The organism is Mesorhizobium sp. M1004 (assembly GCF_040318795.1).
Classification (GTDB): Bacteria; Pseudomonadota; Alphaproteobacteria; order Rhizobiales; family Rhizobiaceae; genus Mesorhizobium.
Window position 1 is genome coordinate 272,160 of record NZ_JAMYNB010000006.1, and the last position, 16,773, is coordinate 288,932.

16 protein-coding genes are annotated in these 16,773 nt (G+C 63.0%); 3 read left to right on the top strand and 13 right to left on the bottom strand.

The genetic code is table 11. The annotated features are described in order from the left end of the window. Positions 1-29: 29 nt before the first annotated feature. Entirely contained in the window at positions 30-770 is a 741-nt protein-coding gene (locus NKH54_RS15285) for a sulfotransferase family protein (RefSeq protein WP_353028490.1), read from the top strand. 22 nt (positions 771-792) lie between these two features. On the opposite strand, the gene NKH54_RS15290 is transcribed toward NKH54_RS15285, so the two are convergent. From NKH54_RS15290 to NKH54_RS15305, 4 genes are all read right to left on the bottom strand, one after another. Next, positions 793-981 carry a hypothetical protein gene (locus tag NKH54_RS15290; protein WP_023671412.1) on the bottom strand — a complete coding sequence of 63 codons (189 nt, stop codon included), beginning with the start codon at positions 979-981 and terminating at the stop codon, positions 793-795. A gap of 284 nt (positions 982-1,265) precedes the next feature. Then, positions 1,266-1,970 carry a Crp/Fnr family transcriptional regulator gene (locus NKH54_RS15295; protein ID WP_023685922.1) on the bottom strand — a complete coding sequence of 235 codons (705 nt, stop codon included), beginning with the start codon at positions 1,968-1,970 and terminating at the stop codon, positions 1,266-1,268. Positions 1,971-2,143: 173 nt separating this feature from the next. Further along, entirely contained in the window at positions 2,144-2,317 is a 174-nt protein-coding gene (locus NKH54_RS15300) for a hypothetical protein (RefSeq protein WP_023671410.1), read from the bottom strand. 140 nt (positions 2,318-2,457) lie between these two features. Beyond that, positions 2,458-2,613 carry a DUF1127 domain-containing protein gene (locus NKH54_RS15305; RefSeq protein ID WP_023671409.1) on the bottom strand — a complete coding sequence of 52 codons (156 nt, stop codon included), beginning with the start codon at positions 2,611-2,613 and terminating at the stop codon, positions 2,458-2,460. Positions 2,614-2,872: 259 nt separating this feature from the next. On the opposite strand from NKH54_RS15305, the gene NKH54_RS15310 reads away from it, so the two are divergent. Both NKH54_RS15310 and NKH54_RS15315 read left to right on the top strand, forming a co-directional pair. Then, positions 2,873-2,995, top strand: coding sequence for a hypothetical protein (locus NKH54_RS15310; protein ID WP_353028491.1), 123 nt, complete (start codon positions 2,873-2,875; stop codon positions 2,993-2,995). A gap of 217 nt (positions 2,996-3,212) precedes the next feature. Further along, positions 3,213-4,049 carry an SLC5/6 family protein gene (locus tag NKH54_RS15315; protein ID WP_353028492.1) on the top strand — a complete coding sequence of 279 codons (837 nt, stop codon included), beginning with the start codon at positions 3,213-3,215 and terminating at the stop codon, positions 4,047-4,049. A 645-nt stretch (positions 4,050-4,694) separates the two neighbouring features. On the opposite strand, the gene NKH54_RS15320 is transcribed toward NKH54_RS15315, so the two are convergent. From NKH54_RS15320 to NKH54_RS15360, 9 genes are all read right to left on the bottom strand, one after another. Next, positions 4,695-5,387: a hypothetical protein gene (locus NKH54_RS15320; RefSeq protein ID WP_155922509.1), complete on the bottom strand. Its 693-nt coding sequence runs from the start codon at positions 5,385-5,387 to the stop codon at positions 4,695-4,697. Between the two features lie 32 nt (positions 5,388-5,419). Continuing rightward, positions 5,420-6,598 (bottom strand): gluzincin family metallopeptidase, encoded by a 1,179-nt coding sequence (locus NKH54_RS15325; RefSeq protein ID WP_023689836.1) that lies wholly within the window; start codon positions 6,596-6,598, stop codon positions 5,420-5,422. Positions 6,599-6,677: 79 nt separating this feature from the next. Continuing rightward, entirely contained in the window at positions 6,678-7,400 is a 723-nt protein-coding gene (locus NKH54_RS15330; RefSeq protein WP_352500363.1) for a TfuA-like protein, read from the bottom strand. Between the two features lie 5 nt (positions 7,401-7,405). Then, a complete protein-coding gene (locus tag NKH54_RS15335) occupies positions 7,406-8,560 on the bottom strand; it encodes a YcaO-like family protein (protein ID WP_023689834.1) in 1,155 nt (384 codons plus the stop codon). A gap of 23 nt (positions 8,561-8,583) precedes the next feature. Further along, positions 8,584-11,745, bottom strand: coding sequence for an AAA family ATPase (locus tag NKH54_RS15340; protein ID WP_353028493.1), 3,162 nt, complete (start codon positions 11,743-11,745; stop codon positions 8,584-8,586). Positions 11,746-12,047: 302 nt separating this feature from the next. Then, positions 12,048-13,031, bottom strand: a complete 984-nt coding sequence (locus NKH54_RS15345; RefSeq protein ID WP_352862367.1) for a substrate-binding domain-containing protein — start codon at positions 13,029-13,031, stop codon at positions 12,048-12,050. Positions 13,032-13,159: 128 nt separating this feature from the next. Next, entirely contained in the window at positions 13,160-14,212 is a 1,053-nt protein-coding gene (locus NKH54_RS15350; protein WP_353028494.1) for an ABC transporter permease, read from the bottom strand. After that, the gene (locus NKH54_RS15355) at positions 14,212-15,729 is read right to left on the bottom strand and encodes a sugar ABC transporter ATP-binding protein (protein WP_023671399.1); all 1,518 of its coding nucleotides are present in this window, start codon (positions 15,727-15,729) and stop codon (positions 14,212-14,214) included. Before NKH54_RS15355 ends, NKH54_RS15350 begins: the two co-directional genes overlap by 1 nt. Further along, positions 15,726-16,739: a LacI family DNA-binding transcriptional regulator gene (locus NKH54_RS15360; RefSeq protein WP_353028495.1), complete on the bottom strand. Its 1,014-nt coding sequence runs from the start codon at positions 16,737-16,739 to the stop codon at positions 15,726-15,728. Before NKH54_RS15360 ends, NKH54_RS15355 begins: the two co-directional genes overlap by 4 nt. Positions 16,740-16,773: the final 34 nt, after the last annotated feature.

The window sequence follows — 16,773 nt, forward strand, 5'->3', positions numbered from 1 at the left end:
GAAAAGCGGTCTCAACAAGGGGGGTTAAAATGACGCTTGAGCTCATCGGGGCCGGATTCGGCCGCACCGGCACATGGTCGACCTTTGCCGCGCTGAACAGGCTGGGCCTTCCCAGCTATCACATGCAGGAAGTCATCCTCAACAAGGCCAACAAGGGCCATCTCGACTTCTGGCGCAAGGTGGCCAACAGCCCGCCCGGCAGCCAGCACGACTGGACCAGAGTCTTTGCCAATTACAAGGCGACGGTCGACAATCCGGGATGCTGCGTGTGGCGCGAATTGATGGCCGCCTATCCCGACGCCAAGGTGCTGCTCACCCTGCATCCGCGCGGCGCCGAGGCCTGGTACGACAGCACCATCGACACAATCCACTTCACCGAGACATTGTGGCAGTTCAAGGTGCTGGAATGGCTGACGCCGTTCGGCCGCAAATTCGGCGACATGTCGCACAGACTGATCTGGGGCCGCACGCTTGCCGGCGTGATGGACGACCGCGCCAAGGCGGTGGCGCGCTACAACGCCTATACCGAGGAGGTGATAGCGGCCGTGCCGCCGGAGAAGCTTCTGGTGTTCAAAGTCAGCGATGGCTGGGCGCCGCTCTGCGGCTTCCTCGGCGTGGCGCTGCCCAACGAGCCCTTCCCTAACCTCAACGACCGCGAAAGCGTGAAGAAGATCATCCGCGACATCATCAAGGGCAGCTACATCATGCTGGGGCTGTCGGTGGTGGCGGTGCTTGCGGTGATCGCGGCGCTGTGGTGGTGGCTGGGGTAGCCGCCGGACCGTCAGGGTACCGCTACTTGCGCGTGATCCAGCCGAGGAGATCCGGCTCGACGTCTTCGTGGTCGGTCAGGTCGCGGACCAGGGAAGCGGCGAGCGCGCGCCACCGCTTTTCCGGGACATTGTCTTCCATCACCGATTTGATGAAGGCGGCGCGCAGGATGGCGCAATCGAAGGCGGATACATCGAAAAGCAGTTCTGCCATTTCGGTTTTCCCCGTTCACATCGGGCGGGCGAGCCTGTCGAAGCCTCAGGCGCCAGCGCCCCATATACATGGTCACGACAGCGGATTCATACTCTTGCCGAACCAAGGTTCAACACAATTCGATTGTACGGTTTTTACCAAGCGATTGCGGTTCGTTGCCCGCTTTTGCGTCGATGCTAGATTTGCCGGGCGGCCTCTCCCCAGATGGCCGCAAATGGCCGGCGCGGCTCTGGCAACATGCTTTCACCGGCATTCGCGTCGGCCATTTCCAGCCCGTGCCAGGCTCAGCCCAGCAGGCGTTCGTATTCGGCCTCGGCCTGGCCGTAGAAGCCGTCGGCGACGGCGATCAGGCCATCCCGGTCGCGGATGACGATCTCGCCGCGCCTCGACCGGATCAGGCCGCGCCCTTCCAGGATCTGCAGGCCGATGGTGACGCCCGGACGCCTGACGCCGAGCATGACGGACAGGAACTCATGCGTGATCTGGATCTGGTGGCCGACCACCCTGTCGTCACACATCAGGAGCCATCGGGCCAGCCGATCCTCGAGTTTGGCGCGGGCATTGCTCAGCGCCGTGGATTTGGTCTGGCCGTGCAGATAATGGGCATAGCGGAGCAGGAAGGCGCGAAGCGTCGGGCTTTTCTGCAGCGCTGCCTTGAACGGCTCGGAATCGATGCACACCGCCTCGCCCGGCATCTGCATGTAGCAATCATGGGGCGCCCAGTCGGCCCCCATCACCAAAGCGGAGCCCGACATGCCTTCGTGGCCGATGATGCCGACCTCGGTGTCGAGCCCCGGCCGGTTCCTCGCCACCACCGAGGCCAGGCCGCTTTCCAGGAAGCAGACCGAGGCGACCGGCTCGCCCGCCATTTCGAGCGGGGCTTTGAGATCGAGCACACGATGGTGCAAATGCGGCGCAAGCAGTGCGAAGTCGGCCGGGTTCATGCGGCGCAAGAGGCCGCTTTTCTCCTTGCTGACCGACTGGTCCATCGCTCTCTCCCGTCAAGGGCAAGAGCACATGTCATCTCCCAGCCGTCGGCGCCCTGCCCAAATGCAAACGGTCATTGGACGATAGCTGACTCGGATTCAGCCATTGTACTTCGTACAAAACCGACAAATCAGGGGCGACGCCCCATGGATCAATCCAGCAGCTTTTTCCTGGATCAGCGCTTCGGGCGGTCAGCCGCAACCATGCGCGCTTCGCGCACGATGGACGAGCGATCGTTGCCGATCAGCGATGCGATCTCTTGTATCTGCTGCTCGGAGGCCCCGGTTTCCCGCGCCAAGGCCGCGAGCGTCTCGGCGCTCAGACCGGACTGTCTCGGTTGCTCCGCCATGGCTCCAATGCCTCCTCTCGGGGCAGGAGTGCGATGGTCGCTCCCAAGCGTCAGCGCCCATTGATGTGGCCGACGATGCTATACTGTACGCTTCCGAACAATCGATGGCGAGCGCTATATTAGCGTCGCTGGATGCGGCGCTAGAACGGCAGCCTTATCTCATCGATCGACCTCGACTCCGTCCAGCCAATGTCCTTCTGGATCTCCGTCGGCAGCGCGTTCAGTGCGCGCACGGTCTTCCTGTGCTTGCTGGCGCGCGCCAGGGCAGCACGAATTCTGCTGAGACTTTCAAACATCGGTTACCTCCATGCAGCAGCAGAGCGCTGCCTTAGGCCCGCTCTTGCACGGCCTCTGTAACCGATCGATTGCGCGACAACGGTGAAGCGCTTCACAAACCGATGTCGCCCAGAAACATTTGTATACAAATCAATTCAGGGAACGGGAGAGTCGCTAAGGAGGCCGCGCCAGATGCCCGCGTCCAAAGGGCCGACATCCGCGTCGAGCTTGCGGGACGCTGGACCAAGGGCATCTGCAATTTCGAGAAAATGGGGCGGCATGCACCATTTCGGCGGCACGGCGAGCGAGCAGACCGACTTCCGTCACAGCGTGGCGGTGAAGCTCGACCATGCGAAGTTTTGCGATCTGATCGTGGCTGCGCTGGAGCGGCTCAAGGGGTGACTCCCTCTTCCCGGGCAATCGCGTAGGATGCGCCGCCTTATGCGATTGCCCTGCCCTCCGGCGTCCGCCCGCCTCGGCTATGGACGAATCCCATCATGCGCAATAAGGATGGGGTCTGCCGTGGCGCTTTCGCGCCGAGGCAGGCGACGTTCGATCAATGACGCTGCGCCGGGCGCCTTTGACGCCCCGCAAAGTGTCGATACCGGGGGATCTGGTCATGACCGACAACAAGCCGACCGTAGACGTTACCAAGGACTGGCAGGCAACGCAGGGCCAGAAGTCCGGGGCCACGCGGCTGCGCCTGTTCGCCGTGGTGTCGTGGGTCATCGCCATTGGCGGCGAGATCGCCGGGATCGTACTGCTCTACAAGCACAAGTTCGACCAGGGCAACCTGCCGCTGCTGATCGGCATCCTGGTCGGGATCGCGATTTTCGCCATCGTTGGAAGCCTGCTCTGGAAGGCGGCCAACAGGAAGGACCCGGCCCGCGAATCCGACACGTTCCGGTTCTTTGTCCAGAACCAGCTCGGCGCGATCATCACCCTGATTGCCTTCCTGCCGCTGGTTCTCTTGATTCTCAACGACAAGAACATGGACCCGAAGAGCAAGAAGGTGGCCGGCGGCATCGGCGCCGTGCTGGCCGTGCTGGCGACGCTGATCGGGGTCAGCTACCAGCCGCCATCGGTCGAGCAGTACACGCAGGACATGAACACCTGCGCGGAACAGATCAAGGCGGGGCAGCCGACCACGGCCTGTTCGCCCGAGGTCGCCGCCCAGGCGCAGGCGATCGCCACCGACTCCACCACGGTGGCCGCGGCGACGAAGGACGCGGCACACCCCAATGGCCAGGATATCGTCTACTGGATCGCGCCGGAAAACGGCGCCGCGAAGTCCGACACCGAGCATGTCTTCCACCTCTGCGCGGCCGTCAGCCCGCTGAAGGACAAGACCGTCAACAGCGGCACCGTGACGGAAGCCTACGCCCAGAACGCCATCCGCATCACCAAGCAGATCGAGATGGAACAGAAGCAGTGCGGGTTCACGACCACGCCGTGAATGAGGCTGCGGGCTGGCGTGGCCGATTGGGTGCGCCAAACTGGTGGTCCACATCATAGTTGTCCGTCAGTGGCGTGCGGTCCCTCGTGGCGCGAAGGCTTACATGGCGGGACTAGACGCAACGTAAGCGGCTGGGGCACGCCAAATCCCTGGCAGGGGCACGACGAAAATTGAATGTCGCATTTGGGCCGCTTCCTGCCTGTCCGGTTTCGGGTGGTAGCATTCGGAAAGCGGACACACTCGTTGACTGGCGCGACAGCTAAATCCCGTTTGCCGGACACGGCGAGGATGCCGAGGGCCTCTCGGATATCGATGTGATGAAGCCTTTCGCGTTCGTGTCGACAGGATTCAATGGATCTCGGCCGGCGGTGACAACCAGGGCGCACAACATGGCCATCGTGCGGAACTCCCGTCGCCAGTTATGTCGCCGAGCCGATGCGCCCCACGCCCGCCCTCTAGACCGAGGACAGCCCCGAGACCAAGACACGGAAGGCCGTACCCAACCCGCGGAATGAGAGTCTGATCAACCGTCGTCTCTGAGCTCCACCCCCCAGCCCTGTGCAGCTTCAGCCGATCCGACTGCATGGCAAACCTGCCAAGCAGGCGAGCCTTCTTGCCTTCAACCTTGACAGGGAACATGAGAGACTAGTCGCTCAGCTTTCCGCCACGGTGTCCCATCGTCATCTTGGATGCGTACATCGTCGGTGAACGCTTGCCTGGAAGGTTCGCCTCGAGGACGATCTGTTCGACAAAGCCCTGGTTCATCTCCAACTCCACGCATTCGTTGAGCTTATCGACGAGCCAAACCGCGTAGCCTTCAGGTTCCTTGGCGTCAAATTCCGAATCGTCCGCCGGAATCTTGGGTTCCGGAAACGCCGGGATGATCATTATCTTGGGCTTTGGCAAATCGTAGGTATGTCCCTCATAGGCATAACCGACAATTATCCCGCACGATGTTTTCTGTTCTGGAGATGATCCGAGCATGAAGGTACTGCCTACCGTTGAAAGGACCGCAGCGCCAAAATTCTTCAGGTCGATCTTGAAATGGTAGGAGACTCTGATTGGTATTTTTGGAAATGGGATATTTCCATTTATTATATCTTGGCGGCCTTTGTTGCTGTCATACTTCTTCAATACTTCAAGTGCGTTGACATGTTGCTCGTCGGTGATAGGTTCCCCAGGCGCGGTTTCGACATACATGCCGGTGTCACCAAAGGGTGCTGGCGCACCGGGCACGCTGAGTCCAATTTCCGCCCCCAAGCCATAGAGCCTAACCTGTGTTGCGTTGTAAGCGCCTGACGGAAAGGTTAGTGTCGGTCGGTGATAGTCGTCGCTCATTTTCCTCGCTCCTTTTTGCTGCATCCTTCAGTTCACAAGATCTCCCGCCAGCTGAAGTTCTCATCGAATTTTTCCGCGAGCATCGGCGCGACGCGATCGCTGGAGTCCACCACCAACGCCGCGGCCTTTTCGAACGACAGGTCGTCCGCATCGAGGCGTGGCCATGCCTGAGCAAGTGCGAGAGCCACCTCGTCCCTTGCTCTGATCAGCATGCTCTTGAACATGAAGGGCCGAGCGCGGAAGGCGCGGGACGTGAAATCCGAAATGCGCTGCATGTCGGATTGGTCGACATCCTTAATATCGATCCCCAGCAGCCGCTCGTCGGCCAACCCCTCGTGCACCAGTGCCGCGTGGTAGACGTGGACGATCGTGTCGAACACAGCCCCCGTGAATGGCCGTGACCTGTCATGGATTTCCGCCGTCACCTCCGACATGCGGCGTGCGTTGCTGGCGAGGCGGATCTGCCGATCGCCAGTCAGCTCGGCAATCCGGTTCAACTCATTGAGAACAAGCAGGTTGCCATTGCAGTGCCGCAGCAGCCGGTCCATGCCGCTGTCGAAATTCAGGAAGGACAAGAGCGAGACCAGATCCGAGCTGGCTTCGTGGAACGGTCCGAAATCGCCTTGAGTCAGGCCGCCAGTTGGTGTCCCGAACAGCGAAAACAAGATTGCGTGGCCGACCTCATGTGCGATCACATCGAAGTTGAGCGCATAGGGATAGTTGCCTCCGTCGATGCCGCGCTCTCGGCCGAGTTCCAGATAGCCATAGCCCGATTGCGCATTCTCCCAGTCGACGAAGGGGATGATTTCGAGCCGCTCGAACGTCTCGGCGAAATACCAGACAATCGGTTTGCCGAGGTAGCTTTCCCAGATGTCCAGCACGCGGCTGACCGAGGCGAAAGCGTGCGCAGAAAGGAACTGCCGCGAGGTCAAGGAAAGCTGATCGAAATGGCCGTCAAAGCCAGCCTGTGCAGGTGGAAAGGTTTCGCCGACAAACGGTGGCAGATAAGGGTAGTCATAAGGCTCCTTGTCGAGGAGCGGATCGCGAACGTAGATGCGGTGATCTTCCGGGCCGGAGCGGATCAGATCGGGTGGAGTAGAAATCCATACTGTTTCGGGTGTTCCGTAACCCGAAAGGTGAGGGACCTGCGGGTAGACCAGGAACCGCGTACCCAGCACACCTTGCGCAACGGCACGATCGACCGCGTCCAATTGCTTGGCCCCCTCTGACGATGCCACGCTATCACGGTGCTTACGTTACGTAAATCGTCGGCCGCCAAGAGGTCAGGGCCTATAGCGCCAGCCCCGCATCATCCATATCCTTGGAGAAGGCCGTGGTTAGCTGTAATTCCGGCACGGGGTATGCTTTTTCAAATGCTTGCTCTCGCAAAAGTTCGAGTGCCCGCAGGGCATCTTGCTTTTTTTGCTGGACGAAAGCGGCGCCGAGCTCCCTGCACAAGTTCTCGACGTCGTCCTTGCCGTCGTGCGCATCCCGGACCATCCGTGCCAGGGTGCGATCGCGAAAATTGACGGCCTGTGCCGCACCCTCGAGCCTCGCCTGCTGTTCGGGTGAAATCACGCCGCGCCGGCAAGCAGCACGAAGGGTCCGGCGCAGGTCAATCAGCGCATGCGTCAATTGAGCGAAATTCACCTCGGCCGGTCCATGCAATACCGCTACTGCGTCGTCGGGTGCAAAGGCGCAGCGGCGATACCATCGGTAGATAAGCCCGACGCCTTGCATATGGGGGAACAGCTCGGCTGCTCGAAGGGCACCCATGCTGGCCGCGCCGACGACATGAATGCCGCGGCTGAGGGCCCACAGGATTTCCTTGTGCCGAACCGCCGGCTCGGTCTGAAAACCGCCATCTATGAGAAGGATCGCACTCGGGTCGAAATGCTGCACGGCCGAAACGATCGAGCCTTGCACGGCCGGGGGAAGGCATACCGCATCGACGACCTTCAACGCGTCGGAATGGGACACGGTAGGGCCAGTGAAGACGAGTTTCGGGCGCATAATCCCTACCCCTGCAAGAGCGGCTGCAAGGCAGGGATGACAATCCTGACAACCGACAGGGCGTCGAACGGTTTCGTTCCCACCCGGATTAGGTGAACCGCATCGAACCCTCTCTCTTCGAGAATTGCCAAGAGGACCGACAGCCCGTCCGACGCCGTGTTGAACTTCTGCTCGGCGAACGCGCCGAAATCCACGCTGCGCGGGCCGTCGCGGAGGAGCCGGCGATGCGCTGCAATCACCTGCCGATCGGGGTATTTCGGATAGGACGCGCGCGTCAGGTCATCGCGCGCGCCGGAGATCGCCGCCAGACGGGCCTGGGCCGCTTCGTAGATGGCGTGCACCGCCGCGCCGGCGGGACTGAAACCGGCAGCCGAGCCATCAGCCGGATGATCCAAAAGGACCGTTTCTGTCGGTTCGTCTTCCAGCAGATGGCACCACACCACCGGTATGCCCAACGGCGACAAAGCTTGCCAAAGGCCAACCAGCACGTTCTTGGCCGCCAAAGTTTCCAGGAGATCGCGGAGCGACGGATCATCGATCGTCTCGGGATCGATGCGTTGACGGTGGAAAAACCCGTGGGTCCGGTATGCCGTGGCGATCGCGTCGCGTTCGATGCATTCAAGCATGCCATGAACGATGGCATCCGGCTCCGCGAAGCCTGCTGCCAAACCGCTCGTCGATGCCGCGAAAATGCCGTCATGGGGCAGCGACGGCAACACATAGGCGGTGTGCACGAGCTCGAACGGGACCAGGTCGCGGCTGCCGGTAAGAAGATTGTCTGCGGCTACCCACGCGGTCTCCCTGCCGCGCCATCCCGGCGCGGTGCCCCCTTGGAGATACCTTTCGAAACGATCTGGCGGGATGCCCAATTGATCGGCGCAGCCGACGACTGGTTCGAAATTCGCCACCTGCTCTGCAAAGAAGCTCTCGGCCGATTCCAGCATGGCCGATATCCCGGCTTGCACCAGGGTGGCGCCCTTGCCTTGCGCGACCGCGTTGGAGAGCGAGAAAGGTCTTGTCACCTGCACGACCGGGATACCAAGCTGGTCGAGCCCGGTGATGTCGGCGATCCGCGTGATGCCCAGGCCTTCGCGCATCTTCATCAGCCTCGCCAGCGCCTCGTCGGGCGGCGGACCAAGGCGTTGATATCGCTCCAGCATCGCGGATGCTCTTGCAGGGCCCGCTAGTGCCGAACGGCCGATTCGGGATTGACGATCAGCGCGGCGCCCGGCTCGAGAGCGGATTTCGCACGTTCGACCCGATCGCGATAGCGCGACGACAGTTCAGGCGACAGGCCTGATGATTGAAGGGTCTCGTATGTACTGACGAGGAAAGGCACGGCACTTTGCTCCGCGGCTATGGCGATGCTCTTTTCGAGGGCAGCGATTACGTCCGCCTCCGCATCGCCCTGGAGAAGAAGTAGCTCCGCCCTTCGCCTGTAGAGCTCTGCCAGCCAGAAGCGGCTGCCGCCGGCCTCGGCCTGCGCCACAGCCGAGCCCAGCAACGCGAGCGCCTCATCGACCTCGGCAGTTCGTGTCAAAAGCTCTGCCAGCATGCCGCAATAGACCGGTTCGTCCTCAGGCGTCTGGAACTCGCCATGGAGGCCAAGGCCTTGCCGCATTTTCTCCCTGCCGCTCTCGACCTGGCCGGCGTTGCCGTCGCACCAGCCTTCGAAGATTTGCGCTGCGGCGGCGAGAGCGGGCATATAATGGCGCTCCGTCAAGTGGCGCAGATCCGCTATCACGCTTCGTAACCTCGAAAAATCTCGGCGATAGCAATGCAGCATCGCCTCGTTGAGATAGGCATGTGCGATGCTGCCGGCATGTCCGGTTTGCTGCGCCCAGCTCCTAGCTTCCGACATCGAATGGATCGCGCTTGCCGGCTTTCCGACAAACCAAAGCGACAAGGCGCGGTGGGCGAGCCCGCAGACCCTCGCGTCATGCCCGCCGAACAACGCAGCATTGGCTTTGCCCTGGCCGTGCTCATAGAGCGAAAGTCCTGCGTCGACTGCCGCGATGCAGCGGTCGTGGCGGCCAAGATTGAAGTCGATTGCCCACACGCAATGCCTGGCCTGGAGTTGCACTTCGGCATCCTCGACATCCCTGAGATCGCTGAGCACCACTTCCGCGCGCTCGCCGTCCATGACGGTATCCGTGAACCACCAGCCCCAGTAGATCGGGAACCACTTGGCCCGCTCGGCCATCGGCCGCCGCCGGGCTATCACCACGCCGTCCTCGTACAATTTGCGGGCGGGCCCCGAGTTCGGACCTTCGACAGCGGTCAGGATGGGACCGAGCACGATCATGGCCGATAGCCGCAGCGCGTCTCGCGTGTCGGCTGCCGCAACGTGCTCGCAGAGCGCCAATGCATGCTCGAGTATCTGCCTCGCTTCCGCCATTGCCGAGCGCGACGAGCTTTCCGTGCCTGCGATCACGAACTGAGCGATCGCGTCCTCCATAAGGCCTGCGCGCTCGGCGTGCTCGGCGACCTCGGCGGTGCTCAGCCACCCGGCCAGGTTTCGGTTGCGGCTCACCGCGGCAAACAGGTGGCGATGCAAGGCCTGCCGTTTCTTGCGCAGCGTTGCGTTGTAGATCGTCTCCTGGATAAGCGCATGGCGCACGCCATAGACCGGAACGCCAAAAGGCCGCACGCGGATCAGGAACCCGGCCTCGCTCAGTGAATCCAGCGCGTTTGCGATGATTTCGTCGTCGAGCTCCGGCAACAACGCGCGCAACAATTCCTGATTGAAACGATTGCCCGCGACGGCCGCGGCGCGCGCGACTTCGCGTGCCGGCCCCAGCGTTTCGAGCCTGGCCTCGATCACGCTTTCAAACACCGAGGCATGACTACGCGTCGCGGTCTGCGCCAGCCGATCCGTTGCCGAGGCCGCGTTCTCGGCCATCCACTGGCAGATTTCTTCGATGAACAGCGGGACGCCTCCGGTCACGCGTTCCACCACGTCGAGCAATTCCGGGGAAGTTGAAGGCTTGCCTTGCGGCCACATGGCCGCGATCGCCAGCCGCGTTTGCTCGCGGTTGAGCGGCTTTAGCGAGATATGCCTTGGATTCGATGCTGCCAGCCAGCTCCCGGATTCAGGGCGCGTGGTCACGATGACAAGCGCCCGGAAGTGACGGGCCGACTGTGCAAGCTCAGCCAACAATTGTCTAGACGTCAGGTCGATCCAATGGATGTCCTCGACCACCAGGACGATCGGTCCGCTGGCGCACAGGGCTTCGAGCGAGTGGCGAACCGCCCAATTGGCTTTCGCGCGCATCGCCTCGGCGTCGATTTCCTTAAGCATCGGATCGGCTCCCGCAGCGCCGAGCAGGAACGAGAAGACGTCTATGATTTCAGGATCGCGGACGTCATGATCGCGGAATACTTCTGCCACAGCGGCAGCGCTCAGCTGTCCTTCGTTGCCGGCGAAATCGCCGCGTACGTTCTGTAGCAGCGGATGCAGCGCCGAGCGCAAGCCGCCGGGCGTGCACTGGAAGAGCAGCAGTTTCGCGCGCTGGTGACGCGTGCGCCGGCGCACTTCGTGAAGAATGCGCGACTTGCCGATCCCGGCCTCGCCCTCGATCACCACCACGCCGCCGTTTCCTGCAACGGCGCTGTCCCATGCTTCGGCGATCGTGGCAAGTTCGGCCTCGCGATCGACGAGCGGACTGCTCAGCCGCCCGAAGGCGAAGAAGCGGTCGACCTCGCGCTTGTGACTCAGCGCGCGCCAGACCAGCTCCGGCTCGGCAAAACCCTTGATCGCATGGCTGCCCCTAAAGCTGAACACATGCGACCGTCGCGCCAGGTTGCGTGTCGCCTCCGAGACTAACACCGTATCCGGCTGCGCGATGGCCTGGAGCCGCGTGGCCATCGCGAAGGCAGGGCCGGTGACATTGTCACGACCCGTCTCGGCGTCACCCTTCTGGATCAGGGTCATCGATGTCGCGATTCCGACCCGGACATGCAAATCGGCGCGGCCTTGGTTCGAACCGACGCGCCTGCAGGCGTCGATGATTTCGAGCCCGGCCCGGATCGCCAGCGATGCCGCATCCTTGGCGTCTATTTCGGCAGGAAACAAAGCAACGCCGCCATCGCCGACCTCGACCTCTACGGCACCCGAGCACGACGCGACCGCCTGTCTCGCCGCCCACTGGAAGGCTGATATCAGTTCCTCGAACTCTTCAATGTCCAGGATGCCAAGAAGGTCAGTCGATCCGACCAGGTCGTAGCAGAGCGCGGTCAGGATCCGGCGCTCATGCCGGGCTTCCGACGCATTGTTACCGTTGCCGCCCAGAAAACCTGTTGCCACCGACGCCGCCGGCAACGCGACCGGACTCTTCTCCGACATGCTGGGATTTCCTCGCCGAGCACAGTGACGGCAATATTAGCAAAGTGCGATGCTGTTCACAAAACACTTGATCAGTAGGGAGGGCAGGAAAAAGCCGATGCTGGGATCATTATGGAGAGAAATGCTCACGGCGCAAACTCCCCATGGCGTTGACACCAACTGTGACCGCTTTTGGCGGGCGGCCGGGATGACTTCGATGACCGAGATGAGGCGCGAAGCGGCCGTTCCCATACGTTGCCGCAATGCAACAAGGCCCCTCGGGGCCTTGCGCATCACCTCAATAGACGCGCTCTGCCCGCCCCTCACTTCCCCATCAGCTGCTTGGCATTCTCGGCCGTGATCGCGGTGGTTTCCACCGTCACCGTCTTGTCCACCTCGGTGGCGCAATCGAGCAGGATCTTTTTCGACATTTCGATCGCTTCCTTGGCGCCCGTTGGGTAGGTGAAGGTTGCGACCCAGTCGCCCTTGGCGACGGCCTCAATGCCGCCTGCCGGGCCCGGCAGGCCATCGGTGCCGATGATCTTGACGTCCTTGCCCGCGCCCTTGGCGGCGAGCAGCGCGCCGGCGGCCATCATGTCGTTGGAGGCGTAGAGCACCTTGATGTCGGGGTGCGCCTGCAGCATGGCGGCGAAGGCGACCTGCGCTTTGTCCGGCACCCAGTCGGCGGCCTGCTCGGCGACGATCTGGACCTTCGGGTTGCCCTTCACGCCTTCCTTGAAGCCGTTGAGGCGCTCGACGGCCGGCGTCGAGCTCGGCAGGCCTTGCAGCACCGCCGCCTCGCCGCCATCGGGCAGCAGCGTCTTGGCGGTGTATTTGCCGGCTTCCTCGGCGATCTTGAAATTGTCGCCGCCGATGAAGGCGGTGTAGTCCTTGCCGGGGTCGCCGACCGTCTTGCGGTCAAGCTCGATGACCGGGATGCCGGCATCCATGGCGCGCTTCACCGCCGGCGTCAGCGGTGCGGCCTCGAAGGGCGAGATCAGGAGGATGTCGACCTTCTGGGTGATGAAATTGTCGACCTGCGAGGTCTGCGTGTTGACGTTGCCGGCGCCGTCGGCGATCTGCAGCGTGAAACCAGGCACTTCCTTGGCGGCCGCCTCCAGCTCGTCATTGACGTGCTGGCGGTAGGGCTCGGCATTGTTGGCCTGCGAAAAGCCGATGACGAACTGGCCGTCCTTGGCGCAGGCTTTCACCAGCGGCTCGGCGGCGTAAGCGGAGTCTGCAATGCACAGGCCAGCGCCGGCCAGCAGCACGGCCTTGAGGGTCGATCCTCTTAGTGTCGTTTTCATAACTCACTCTCCTCCTCGTCTGGCCGGGGGGCCAGACCTTGGTTTGACGTTCACGTGTTGCCGTCTCCTCCTTGTTTGTTTGTGCATGTCGTCATCGCAAAACCGATGTCACTTTTGCGCGACATGCACTAACGACCCAACCCCTCGCGGCGGCGAACGAGGGATTGAAGCACTGCCGCCAGGACGATGATCGCGGCGGTCGCGAGCAGCTGCATGGCGGGCGTGATGTTGTTGAGCTGCAGGATGTTGGCGAGCGCGCCCAGCATGATGGTGCCGGCGACGGTGCCGACCATCGAGCCGGCGCCGCCGAACAGGCTGGTGCCGCCGATGACCACGGCGGCGATGGCCGTCAGCTCATAGCCCATGCCGTCATTGGCGCTGCCGAAATTGAACTGGCCGGCATGGACGATGCCGGCAAGGGCAGCGGCAAAGCCGGTGATGGCGTAGACCGAGATTTTTACCATCGCCACCGGCACGCCGGATATGCGCGCGGCGCGCTCATTGCCGCCGACGGCAAAGACATAGCGGCCAAAGCGCGTGGTGTTGAGCACGATGGTGGCGATCGCGGCAAAGACGACGAACACAAGCGTCGCCACCGGCACGGTGTTGTTGAACAGCCGCTCGCCCAGCACGGCGAACACCGGCGGCGCCAGGCCCGGCCCTTCGCCGTAGGAAATGTTGATGTACTGGTTGCCGGAGACGACCAGCGCCAAGCCGCGCGCGGCCTGCAGGCCGGCCAGCGTGACGATGAACGGTTCCAGCCTGAAACGGGTGGAGATGGTACCCTGGATGGCGCCGAAGACGATGCCCAAAGCGAGCACGGCGAGGATGGTGGGGATCAGGCCGAAGCCGCCGGAGATCATCATCGATGCGGTGACGACGCTGGACAGGCCAAGCACCGCGCCGACCGACAGGTCGATGCCGGCGGTGATGATGACGAAGGTCATGCCGATGGCGATGATGCCGGTCTCCGACACGGCGCGCACGATGTTGGCGATGTTGTCGGGGTTGAGGAACAGGATTTCGCCATGGCGGTGCGGCGAGAAGATGATGCCGCCGATCGCCACCAGCACCAGGCCGATAAGGCTCTGGAAGCGCACGATGAGCGCCAGCGGGTCGCGATGTTTTTGAGGCGCCGCCATCACCGGGCTCGCTGCCGCTGGATTGTTGTCCTGAGACATCAGGCCTCCCTGCCGTTAGCCGCGGCCAGCACCGTGTGCTCGTCGACGCCGCCCAAGAATTCCGCCACATTGCGCCCCTGGCGCAGCACCACGATGCGGTCGCACAGACCGATCAGCTCCGGCATCTCGCTGGACGCCACCAGAATGCCCAGCCCTTGCGCCGCGAGTGCCCTGAGCCGCTGGTAGATCTCGCCCTTGGCGCCGACATCGACGCCGCGCGTCGGCTCGTCGAGCAGAAGCAGCCTGGGGTTGCCGAGGATTTCTTTTGCCAGCACCACCTTCTGCTGGTTGCCGCCGGACAGTGCGCCGACGGCGATATCAGGGTTCTTCGGCCGGATGTCGAACTGACCGAAGGATTCCTTCACCGCCTCGGCCTGGCGGCGCGGCGAGACCAGCCAGTTCGGCGAGATTCTGGATATGACCGACATCACCAGATTGAGGCCGACCGCCATGCGCAGCATCAGGCCCGAGCCCCGGCGATCGTCGGTGACGAAGGCGATGCCGGCGTGGCGGGCAGCACTGATCGAATCCAGTTTCACCGGCTTGCCCGATATGGCGACCTCGCCCTCCCAGCGGCCGGACAGGCCGGTGCCGTAGAGCGCGGACAAGAGTTCGGTGCGCCCGGCCCCCATAATGCCGGCCAGGCCGACGATCTCGCCTTCATGGACATCGAGCGAAACGCCTTGCGGCGCCTGCCAGCCGGCGCTGTCGCGGGCGAGTTTGAAGCTGGCGTTCCTCAGGCTGAGCAGCGGCTTGCCCGCCGCTTTGGCGCGTTGGGGATAGAGCTCGTCGAGCGGACGCCCGACCAGCAGCCGCACCAGCTCCGCCTGCGGCGCGTGCGGCTCGGTGATGCCGGCAACACGGCCGTCGCGCATCACCGTCACCCGGTCGGCAATCCCTGGCACTTCCTCCAGCCGATGCGAGATATAGACGATGCCGACGCCGGTGGCGGCGAGCTTGCGCATGATGTCGAACAGCCGCTCGACTTCGCCGACGGTAAGTGCGGCCGTCGGCTCGTCCATGATCAGCACGCGCGAGGCGTAAGACAGCGCCTTGACGATCGCCACCACCTGGCGCTGGCCGATCGACAGATCGGCGACCATGGCAGCCGGATCGATGGCGATCTCGATCGCCTCCAGCCGCTTCTTGGCCTCGCGGCGCATTGCCGGCACGTCGAGGAAGCCGCCCGGACGCATCAGTTCGCGGCCGAGGAAAAGATTGGCCGCGACATCCAGCGACGGCACCAGGTCGAGCTCCTGGAAGATGGTGGCGATGCCTGCCGCTTGCGCCTCGCGCGGGTTGTTGAAGCGCACGGGTTTGCCGTCGATCTCGATCGTGCCTTCGTCCGGCGTGTAGACGCCCGACAAAAGGTTCATCAGCGTCGACTTGCCGGCGCCGTTCTCGCCGAGCAGCGCATGGATCTCGCCGGCCTTCAGGTCGAAGTCGACGCCGCGCAGCGCCTGCACGCCGCCGAAGCGTTTGACGGCGCCGGTCATTACCAGCAGCGGCGCGGTCATGTTAGCCTCGTGTGGTTCGGCCTCCCGCAGGAGGCGCGCGCCCGCAGCGTCGCCTGCAGCCGCACCGAACGTGGCTCTGAACCGGTCGCCGCGATACGGGCGCTGAGTAGCGCCGCCGCCTGCCTGCCGATCTCGGTGCAGGGTTGCGCCACCAGCGTCAGCCGCGGCTCGAAACAATCGGCCCATTCGAAATCGTCGAAGCCGGCCAGCGACAGATCGCCCGGAATGCTGAGGCCTTTTTCGCGGATGGCGCGGACGGCTCCGATCGTCGTCATGTTGTTGCCGGTGACCAATGCGGTTGGTGGCGACGGCAGCGACAGGATGGCGTGGGTGGATGCGGTCGCCGCCGCCGTGTCGACATTCTCGGCCGAGAGATAGCGCGGCACGCTTTCAAGTCCATTGGCGGCGAGCGAAGCCTGGAACGCCTCGATGCGCTCGCGCGTCGTCGTCAGGCCCGGCTGTCCGGCGATATAGCCGATGCGCTTGTGGCCGAAGGAGGCGACATGGTCGATCAGCGCGCGCATTGACGTTTCGTTCTCGACGCCGATCTGATCGAAGCGCTGGTCGGCGAAACGGTCGATCAGAACGCATGGCATCTTCTTGTCGGCGAGGTAATCGATGGCGCGCTGCGGCGAGCCCGACGGGGCCAGGATGACGCCGTCGACGCGGCGCTGATGGAAAGCGCGCACCACCTGCAGTTCGCGGTCGGGATCCTCCTGGGTATCCGACAGAAACACCATCAGCCCAAGCCGTGCGCATTCGGCCTCGACCGCGCAGATGATGTCGGTGAAATAAGGGTTGGAGATCGCCGAGATCGCCAGGCCGACGCTGTTGGTGGTCGAGGCCTTCAGCGAGCGCGCCAGCTCGTTGGGCTGGTAGCCCATGGCGGCAATGGCGTCGTTGATCAGCCTCGCCTTTTCCAGCGAAACGAAGCGCGTGTTGTTGACGACATGCGAGACGGTCGACACCGACACGCCGGCGCGCCGCGCCACTTCAGCCATTGTCGGCAAGACATATCAGCGCCTGCAAGCGCTCCTCCCTTCT

Excerpts from the sequence above, each read along its gene's own strand:
- NKH54_RS15285 (WP_353028490.1), top strand. The coding sequence starts at position 30 with ATGACGCTTGAGCTCATCGGGGCCGGATTCGGCCGCACCGGCACATGG.
- NKH54_RS15290 (WP_023671412.1), bottom strand. The coding sequence starts at position 981 with ATGGCAGAACTGCTTTTCGATGTATCCGCCTTCGATTGCGCCATCCTG.
- NKH54_RS15315 (WP_353028492.1), top strand. The coding sequence starts at position 3,213 with ATGACCGACAACAAGCCGACCGTAGACGTTACCAAGGACTGGCAGGCA.
- NKH54_RS15350 (WP_353028494.1), bottom strand. The coding sequence starts at position 14,212 with ATGTCTCAGGACAACAATCCAGCGGCAGCGAGCCCGGTGATGGCGGCG.
- NKH54_RS15345 (WP_352862367.1), bottom strand. The coding sequence starts at position 13,031 with ATGAAAACGACACTAAGAGGATCGACCCTCAAGGCCGTGCTGCTGGCC.
- NKH54_RS15295 (WP_023685922.1), bottom strand. The coding sequence starts at position 1,970 with ATGGACCAGTCGGTCAGCAAGGAGAAAAGCGGCCTCTTGCGCCGCATG.
- NKH54_RS15335 (WP_023689834.1), bottom strand. The coding sequence starts at position 8,560 with ATGCTGGAGCGATATCAACGCCTTGGTCCGCCGCCCGACGAGGCGCTG.
- NKH54_RS15355 (WP_023671399.1), bottom strand. The coding sequence starts at position 15,729 with ATGACCGCGCCGCTGCTGGTAATGACCGGCGCCGTCAAACGCTTCGGC.
- NKH54_RS15310 (WP_353028491.1), top strand. The coding sequence starts at position 2,873 with ATGCACCATTTCGGCGGCACGGCGAGCGAGCAGACCGACTTCCGTCAC.
- NKH54_RS15340 (WP_353028493.1), bottom strand. The coding sequence starts at position 11,745 with ATGTCGGAGAAGAGTCCGGTCGCGTTGCCGGCGGCGTCGGTGGCAACA.
- NKH54_RS15300 (WP_023671410.1), bottom strand. The coding sequence starts at position 2,317 with ATGGCGGAGCAACCGAGACAGTCCGGTCTGAGCGCCGAGACGCTCGCG.
- NKH54_RS15320 (WP_155922509.1), bottom strand. The coding sequence starts at position 5,387 with ATGAGCGACGACTATCACCGACCGACACTAACCTTTCCGTCAGGCGCT.
- NKH54_RS15305 (WP_023671409.1), bottom strand. The coding sequence starts at position 2,613 with ATGTTTGAAAGTCTCAGCAGAATTCGTGCTGCCCTGGCGCGCGCCAGC.
- NKH54_RS15330 (WP_352500363.1), bottom strand. The coding sequence starts at position 7,400 with ATGCGCCCGAAACTCGTCTTCACTGGCCCTACCGTGTCCCATTCCGAC.